This is a genomic window from Rhizobacter sp. P2_H3 (genome assembly GCF_056403355.1).
The window spans coordinates 1-8,199 of sequence record NZ_JBFUFQ010000246.1 but is presented as its reverse complement, the minus strand read 5'-3'; the positions used below and the strand labels follow the sequence as shown (position 1 = coordinate 8,199).

Genomic DNA, 8,199 nt, shown 5'->3' with positions numbered 1-8,199 from the left:
GTACATCAAGTCGGGCTCCCGCCCGTGCAAGGCTGCGCGTGCGGGCGAGTACGCGATCGGCGCGTCGCTCGCGTTCGCGGCGATCCAGTCGGTGGAGGAGGGCTTTCCGGTGAAGATGGTGATTCCGAGCGACGGCGCCGGCTACGAACTGGAAGCCTCGGCGCTGATGAAGAGCTCGAAGAACAAGGCCGATGCGAGGCGCTTCCTCGACYGGACGCTGTCGCCGCAGGCCGCGGCGCTCTACACGAAGTACAAGGAGATCGTCACGATTCCCGGCACGCCGCCGTCGAAGGCCGCGCAGATCGCCGGGCTGCCGGCCGACCTCTCGAAGGTGCTCTACCCGATGAACTTCGCGCAGTCGGCCAAGGACCGCGACGCCACGCTCGCGGCCTGGCAGAAGGCGATCGGGCGGTGAGCGCGTCGCCCGGCATGGCGCTCCAGATCAGCGGCCTGCACAAGAGCTTCGATGGCTTCGTCGCGCTCGAGCGCATCGACCTCTCGATCGGGGCCGAGGAGTTCGTGTGCCTGCTGGGGCCGAGCGGCTGCGGCAAGACCACGCTGCTGCGCATCATCGCGGGGCTGCTGGCGGCCGACCGAGGCCGCCTGATGCTTGGCGGTCGCGACCTGGCGACCGTGCCGGCGCGCGAGCGTGGCTTCGGCATCGTGTTCCAGTCGTACTCGCTGTTCCCGCACATGACGGTCGCGCAGAACGTCGGCTACGGGCTGCGCATCCGCGGTGCACCGGCGCCGCAGATCGAGGCGCGCGTGGCCGAGCTGCTGTCGCTGGTGAAGCTTTCGGCACTGGCGCAACGCCATCCGGCCCAGCTCTCGGGCGGCCAGCAGCAGCGGGTCGCGCTGGCGCGCGCAGTGGCGGTCGATCCGGCGTTGATCCTGCTCGACGAGCCGCTGTCGGCGCTCGACGCGAAGGTGCGCGCCGAGCTGCGCCATGAGCTGCGCGAGCTGCAGCGCCGGCTGCGCATCCCGACGTTGATGGTCACGCACGACCAGGAGGAAGCGATGGCGCTGGCCGACACGATCGTCTGCATGAACCAGGGCCGCATCGAGCAGCAGGGCACGCCGCAACAACTGTATCTGCAGCCGCGTACCCGCTTCGTCGCCGATTTCATGGGGCACGGCAACCTGCTACCGCGCGAATGGGTGCGCGAGGCGGCGACCGAGCTGCTGAGCGGCGATCCGATCGGCGACGCGGCATGCGTACGGCCCGAGCGGGTGGTGCTGGCGCCGGACCCGCACGGCGACAGCCGCGTGATCGACCTCAGCTTCCTCGGCAACCTGCGCCGGCTGCGCGTGAGCTGGCGGGGCCGCGAACTGCTGGCCGAGCTGCCGGCGGCCGGTCCGGCGTTGCTGCCGGGTGACGCCGTCTCGGTGCAGATCGCAGCGGCCGATTGCGCGTGGGTGGCAGGGTGATCGACGCGCCGCTCGACCGCTGGTTGCTGCGCGCCTGCCTGTGGATCCCGCTGGCGGCGCTGATCCTGTTCTTCGGCGTGCCGATGCTGACGATCGCGTGGCGCAGCCTGCTCGACGAGGGGGGCGGCGTCGGTGTGTCGAACTGGGTGGCGCTGTGGGAGACGCCCGGCGTGTGGCGCGCGCTCGCGCACAGCCTGGTACTGGGCGTCTCGGCGACCGTGATCACCGTGCTGCTCGCCTTCGTGGTCGCGTTCGGGCTCGAGCGCACCGCGATGCCGGGCAAGCGCTTCATCGGGGCAAGCCTGGCGCTGCCGGTGCTGGCGCCGTCGCTGGTGCTCGGCCTCGGGCTGATCTTCCTGCTGGGGCGCAACGGGCTGGTCGGCAAGCTGCTGGGCGCGCGCCTCGAGGTGTACGGATTCAGCGGGCTGTTGATCGCCGACGTGATGTACGCACTGCCGCAGGCCGCGATGATCCTGCGCGCCGCGTTCCGGCATGGCGATGCGCGCCACTACGAGGCGGCCGAGCTGCTGGGCGCGACACCGTGGCGGCGCTTCGTCGACATCACATTGCCGGGCATGCGCTATGCACTGCTGAGCGCGGCCTTCGTCGTCTTCACGGTGACGATCACCGATTTCGGCAATGCGGTGGTGATCGGCGGCGACTATCCGGTGCTCGCGACCGAGATCTACAACCAGGTGAGCGGACAGATGAAGTTCGGGCTCGGCGCGGTGGTCGGCCTGCTGCTGCTGCTGCCGGCGGGGCTGTCGGTGTGGATCGAGCATGTCGCTGCGCGCCGGCAGGCAGGGCTCGGCGCCGAATCGGCACGCCCGCCGAGGCCGGTGCCATGGGCCCGGCGCGACGTGCCGTTCTTTGTCGGCAACCTGCTGATCGCCGGCTCGCTGGCCTGCGTGGTCGGCACGGTGGTGATCGGCAGCCTGATGCGGTTGTGGCCCTACAAGCTGGAGTTCACGCTGAAGCACTACGACATCACGCTGGCGGGCGGCTATGCACCGCTGTGGACGTCGCTGGCGGTGTCGGTGCTCACCGCGGTGCTGGGCACGCTGCTGCTGCTCGGTCTGGCATTGGCGGCGCGGCGATTGCCGCCTGCGCCTGCGCGCGCGGTGGCGCTGCTGTCCGCCTTGCCGGTGGCGGTGCCCGGCCTGGTGCTGGGCCTGTCGTACGTGTTTGCGTTCAACCGCCCGCAATGGCCGTTTGCGGCGTTGTACGGCTCGGTGCTCCTGCTGGCGCTGTGCAACTTCTACCACTACCACACGCAGGCCTACGTGACGATGTCCAGCGGCGTGCGCGCGGTCCCCGACGCGTTGGAGGAGGCCTGCAGCGCGCTCGGCGGCAGTGTGTGGCGGCATTGGCGCGACGTCTACGTGCCGGCGCTGCGGCCCACGTTGTGGACGGTGGCGCTGTTCCTGTTCATGCGCTCGATGGTCACGTTGTCGGCGGTGATCTTCCTGATCACGCCGTCGACGATGCTGGGCGCGGTGAGCGTGATGCGGCTCGACGAGGCCGGGTTCACATCGCAGGCGGCGGCGTTCTCGACCTGCATCATGTTGATCGTCGGTGTGTCGGCCTGGCTGCTGCAGGTCTTGACGCGATCGAGGAGCCCTTGAACCGATGTTGCAGGAAGACCGATACCAGCGGTTGCGCGACCTGCTCGCGAACTTCCAGCGCTTGAGCACCGAGCGCATCGCGAGCGATCTCGGCGTTTCGCGCGAGACGGTGCGCCGCGACGTGATGGCGCTGGAGGCCACGGGTGAATTGCGGCGCGTGCACGGGGGGGTCGTCGCGACCGCTCCGGAGCCGGAAGCGCCGATCGGCGAGCGCATCAAGGTGCGCCTGGCGGAGAAGCGCTCGATCGCGCGCGCTGCGGCCCGGCTGCTGCGGCCGGGCCAGACCTTGTTCCTCGATGCGGGCAGCACGGTGTCGGCGCTGGCGGAGGAACTGGCGTCGCTGAGCGGCCTGACGGTGATCACCAACTCGTTCGATGTGGCGATGAAGCTGGTGGCGACCGACGCGCGGCGCCACGAGGTGATCCTGCTGGGTGGGCGCCCGGTGGCCGACATCGGCGCGACCTACGGCGAGCAGACCGTGGCCGAGATCCATCGCCACCATGCCGACGTGGCGTTGTTGTCGCCGGTATCGCTGCATGCGGTGCACGGCGCGACGAGCTACGAGCACCGCGAGGCCGAGGTGGCGCGGGCGATGGTGGCCTGTTCTAAGCGGCGGGTGATGCTGGCCGACCACGGCAAGCTCGGGCAGGCGAGCCGGGTCGGATGGTGCGCGGTGAACGACATCGACCAGATCGTCACCGACGGGCGGGCGCGCCGGATGCCGGCGCTCGAGGCGCTTCGGGAGGGTGGTTGTGACATCCTGATCGCCTGATGGCAAAGGCGCGGGTGGAAGGCCGGGGCTCGCCGGCCGGGTCGGCCATCGCCCAGCGGAACAGATCTTGCGTGACCCACGAACAGCAGTCCCTTCCAACCTGACGAGAGCGATTGGAGCGTCCATGCAGACACAGACGGGTCATCTCAAAGCCACGCTGAACGCCTGGCACCTGTGGGGACTGGCCGTCGGGCTGGTCATCTCCGGCGAGTATTTCGGCTGGAGCTACGGCTGGGCCAGCGCCGGAACCCTCGGCTTCCTCGTCACCGCCACGGTCGTCGCGGCGATGTACACCACCTTCATCTTCAGCTTCACCGAGCTCACCACCGCGATCCCCAACGCCGGCGGCCCGTTCGCCTACGCCAGCCGCGCCTTCGGCCCCGTCGGCGGCCTGATCGCCGGCTTCGCCACGCTGATCGAGTTCGTGTTCGCGCCACCCGCCATCGCCATGGCCATCGGCGCCTACCTGCAGGTGCAGTTCCCCGCCGCCAGCCCGAAGCTGATGGCCTGCGGCGCCTACGTCGTCTTCATGGCGCTCAACATCGTCGGCGTGCGCACTGCCGCCACCTTCGAGCTGATCGTCACCGTGCTCGCGATCTTCGAACTGCTCGTCTTCATGGGCGTGGTCGCGCCGGGCTTCTCGGTGGCCAACTTCGCCGCGCATGGCTGGGCCGGGCAGGACAGCTTCAGCCCGCTCGCACTCTCCGGCATGTTCGCCGCCATCCCGTTCGCGATCTGGTTCTTCCTCGCGATCGAGGGCGTCGCGATGGCCGCCGAGGAAGCGAAAGACCCGAAGCGCACCATCCCCATCGCCTACATCGCCGGCATCGTCACGCTGGTGCTGCTCGCCATCGGCGTGATGGTCTTCGCCGGCGGCGTCGGCGACTGGCGCAAGCTCTCCAACATCAACGACCCGCTGCCCCAGGCGATGAAGACCGTCGTCGGCGAGAACAGCGGCTGGCTGCACATGCTGGTGTGGATCGGCCTGTTCGGCCTCGTGGCCTCGTTCCACGGCATCATCCTCGGYTACTCGCGGCAGATGTTCGCGCTCGCCCGCGCCGGCTTCCTGCCCGCCTGGCTCGCCGTCATCCACCCGCGCTTCGGCACGCCCCACCGCGCCGTGCTCGCCGGCGGCGTCATCGGCATCGCGGCGATCTTCAGCGACGAGCTGTTTTCGTTCGGCGGCCAGACGCTCACGGCCAACATCGTCACGATGTCGGTGTTCGGCGCGATCGTGATGTACATCATGTCGATGGCGAGCCTGTTCGCGTTGCGCCGCAAGGAGCCCGAGCTCGCACGCCCGTTCCCCGCCATCGGCTACCCGGTGTTCCCGGCCATCGCGCTGGCGCTCGCGCTGCTGTGCCTCGTGGCGATGGTCTGGTACAACCTGCTGCTGTCGCTGATCTTCGCCGGGTTGATGGCCGCAGCCACCGTGTTGTTCCTGGTCAGCGGCCGAGAGCGGCGCGCCGCCGCTCTTGCCGCAGACCTCGCCGCGCAGCCCTGAGGAGACGCATGCCCTACCGCCACACCATCGGCACGCAGACCTGGCAGTTCGCCGATCTGAAGGCCGTGATGGCGCGCGCCACACCGGCGCGCTCGGGCGACCAGCTCGCCGGCATCGCGGCCGGCAGCGCCGCCGAGCGCATGGCCGCGCGCATGTGCCTGGCCGACCTGCCGCTGCAGCGCTTCCTCGATGAAGCGCTGGTGCCCTACGAAGACGACGAGGTCACGCGGCTCATCGTCGACACGCACGACCGCGCGGCCTTCGCACCGATCTCGCACCTGACGGTCGGCGGCCTGCGCGACTGGCTGCTGTCCGACGCGGCCGACGAAGCCACGCTCGCGCGCGTTCGCGCCGGCATCACGCCGGAGATGGCCGCGGCCGTCAGCAAGCTGATGCGCCACCAGGACCTGATCCTCGCCGCCCGCAAATGCCGCGTCGTCACCCGCTTTCGCAACACGATCGGGCTGCCCGGCCGCCTCTCGGTGCGCCTGCAGCCCAATCACCCGACCGACAGCCCGCGCGGCATCGCGGTCTCGATGCTCGACGGCCTGCTGTACGGCGCCGGCGACGCGGTGATCGGCATCAACCCGGTCAGCGACAGCATGCCGGCGCTGGTCGACCTGCTGCACCTGCTGGACGAGCTGATCCGCCGCTTCGAGATCCCCACGCAGTCGTGCATCCTGACCCACGTCACCAACACCGTGCAGGCGATCGAGGCCGGCGCGCCGGTCGACCTGGTGTTCCAGTCGGTCGCCGGCACGCAGCAGGCGAACGCGAGCTTCGGCATCGACCTCGCGTTGCTGCGCGAGGCGCAGGCCGCCGCGTTGTCGCTGAAGCGCGCGACGGTCGGCGACCCGGCCACCGCCAACGTGATGTATTTCGAGACCGGCCAGGGCTCGGCGCTGTCGGCCGATGCGCACCACGGCGTCGACCAGCAGACCTGCGAGGCCCGTGCCTACGCGGTGGCGCGCGCGTTCTCGCCGCTGCTCACCAACACCGTGGTCGGCTTCATCGGCCCGGAGTACCTCTACGACGGCAAGCAGATCATCCGCGCCGGGCTCGAAGACCACTTCTGCGGCAAGCTGATGGGCCTGCCGCTCGGCTGCGACGTCTGCTACACCAACCATGCCGAGGCCGATTCGGACGACATGGACACGCTGATGACGCTGCTCGGCGCGGCGGGCCTGAGCTTCATCATGGGCGTGCCGGGCGCCGACGACATCATGCTGAACTACCAGAGCACCTCGTTCCACGATGCGCTGTACCTGCGCGAGCTGCTCGGCCTACAACGCGCGCCGGAGTTCGAGGCCTGGCTGCAGAAGATGCGCATCACCGACGAGGCCGGCCGCGTGCTGCCGATCGCGCCCGGCCACAGCCTGATCGAGCGCATGGACCTGCCGAGGCTCGCGGCATGACCAGGGATCCGGCCAAGGATGCGATCACGCGCGACCCGTGGGGCGCCCTGCGCGTGCACACCGCGGCGCGGGTGGCGCTCGGCCGCGCCGGCGTCAGCCTGCCGACCGGCGAGCTGCTGCGCTTCGGCTTCGCCCATGCGCAGGCCCGCGACGCCGTGCACGTGCCGCTCGACGCCGATGCGCTGTGCGCCACGCTGCAGCAGGCCGGCTGGCCGACGCTGCAGGTGCACAGCGCCGCGCCGGACCGCGCCACCTACCTGCTGCGCCCCGACCTCGGCCGCCGGCTCGACGAGGCCTCGGCGGCACGCCTGGCCGACACCGCCGGCGGCTGCGATGTGCAACTGGTGATCGGCGACGGCCTGTCGTCGCTCGCGGTGAGCCGCCATGCCGCGCCGCTGGTCGCCGAGATCCGCGCGCAGGCGCCGCCGGAATGGACCTTCGGCCCCATCGTCGTCGCGCGGCAGGCCCGCGTCGCGCTCGGCGACCCGGTCGGCGAGCTGCTGCGGGCGCGGCTGGTCGTGATGCTGATCGGCGAGCGCCCGGGGCTGAGCTCGCCGGACAGCCTGGGGATCTACCTCACCTGGGCGCCCCGGCGCGGCCGCAGCGACGCCGAGCGCAACTGCATCTCGAACGTGCGGCCCGAAGGCCTGCCGTACGCGCAGGCGGCACGCCGGCTGGTGTGGCTCGCGCGCGAGTCACTGCGGCTGCAGCTGAGCGGCGTGAGCCTGAAGGACCGCAGCGACGTGGTGGAGCTGCCACCGGCGTGAAGGGGCCGAACCGGCCCTAACATGTCGGCCATGCAAAACACCCCGCTGATCCACTGGCATTCGATGTTCATGGGCGTCGCGCTGCTCGCGGCCGCCCGCTCGAAGGACGGCCGCAAGCGCAACGGCGCCTGCATCGCGAGTGCCGACAACAAGATCCTGGGCGTCGGCTACAACGGCCTGCCACGCGGCTGCAACGACGAGGATCCGTCGTACTGGAGCGACATCGACGACGACCCGGTGCAGTCGCGCCACAGCTACATCGTCCATGCCGAGGTGAACGCCATCCTCAACTGCGTGGTGCTGCCGCTCACCGCCAGCACCATCTACACGACACAGTTCCCGTGCCCGCGCTGCGTGCAGTCGATCATCCAGGTCGGCATCCGGCGGGTGGTGTTCCTCGAGAAGAAATCCCACCAGGTCGCGCTGAACCAGGCGTCGGACAAGATGCTGGCCGATGCCGGCATCGAGGTGCTGTCGCTCGAAGCGCTCGAAGCGCCGGCGGCCGAATGGTGCGACAAGCTCGACGACTTCATCCGCGACACCGGGCCGGCCGTGCACGGCGCCACGGATCCCGGGCAGCCGCCACCAAAGTAGCACCGCGGCACCCTCCATATCGCGCGATCACCGCGCGCCCCGGCTGGCTATCGTGTGCAGCACGGCGCGCGCGTTGCGCCGCGATGCATGGAGG

At 70.1% G+C, this 8,199-nt stretch carries 8 protein-coding genes; all 8 read left to right on the top strand.

The features are described from left to right. Positions 1-415: type 2 periplasmic-binding domain-containing protein (locus AC1D1T_RS27455; RefSeq protein ID WP_477992864.1), on the top strand; the 415-nt coding region annotated here is incomplete at its 5' end. A 14-nt stretch (positions 416-429) separates the two neighbouring features. After that, positions 430-1,428: an ABC transporter ATP-binding protein gene (locus tag AC1D1T_RS27450; protein ID WP_477840844.1), complete on the top strand. Its 999-nt coding sequence runs from the start codon at positions 430-432 to the stop codon at positions 1,426-1,428. Beyond that, positions 1,425-3,053: an ABC transporter permease subunit gene (locus tag AC1D1T_RS27445; protein WP_477828237.1), complete on the top strand. Its 1,629-nt coding sequence runs from the start codon at positions 1,425-1,427 to the stop codon at positions 3,051-3,053. The genes AC1D1T_RS27450 and AC1D1T_RS27445 overlap by 4 nt, the downstream gene beginning before the upstream one ends. 4 nt (positions 3,054-3,057) lie before the next feature. Then, complete coding sequence (locus AC1D1T_RS27440; RefSeq protein ID WP_047513235.1) at positions 3,058-3,825, top strand: DeoR/GlpR family DNA-binding transcription regulator; 768 nt, start codon at positions 3,058-3,060, stop codon at positions 3,823-3,825. Positions 3,826-3,949: 124 nt separating this feature from the next. Further along, on the top strand, positions 3,950-5,329 hold the full coding sequence (gene eat, locus AC1D1T_RS27435; RefSeq protein WP_477828114.1) for an ethanolamine permease: 1,380 nt from the start codon (positions 3,950-3,952) through the stop codon (positions 5,327-5,329). 8 nt (positions 5,330-5,337) lie between these two features. Beyond that, positions 5,338-6,744: an ethanolamine ammonia-lyase subunit EutB gene (locus AC1D1T_RS27430; RefSeq protein WP_477992863.1), complete on the top strand. Its 1,407-nt coding sequence runs from the start codon at positions 5,338-5,340 to the stop codon at positions 6,742-6,744. Then, positions 6,741-7,511, top strand: coding sequence for an ethanolamine ammonia-lyase subunit EutC (eutC, locus tag AC1D1T_RS27425; RefSeq protein WP_477992862.1), 771 nt, complete (start codon positions 6,741-6,743; stop codon positions 7,509-7,511). Before AC1D1T_RS27430 ends, eutC begins: the two co-directional genes overlap by 4 nt. A gap of 30 nt (positions 7,512-7,541) precedes the next feature. Continuing rightward, a complete protein-coding gene (locus tag AC1D1T_RS27420; RefSeq protein ID WP_465111704.1) occupies positions 7,542-8,105 on the top strand; it encodes a deoxycytidylate deaminase in 564 nt (187 codons plus the stop codon). Positions 8,106-8,199: the final 94 nt, after the last annotated feature.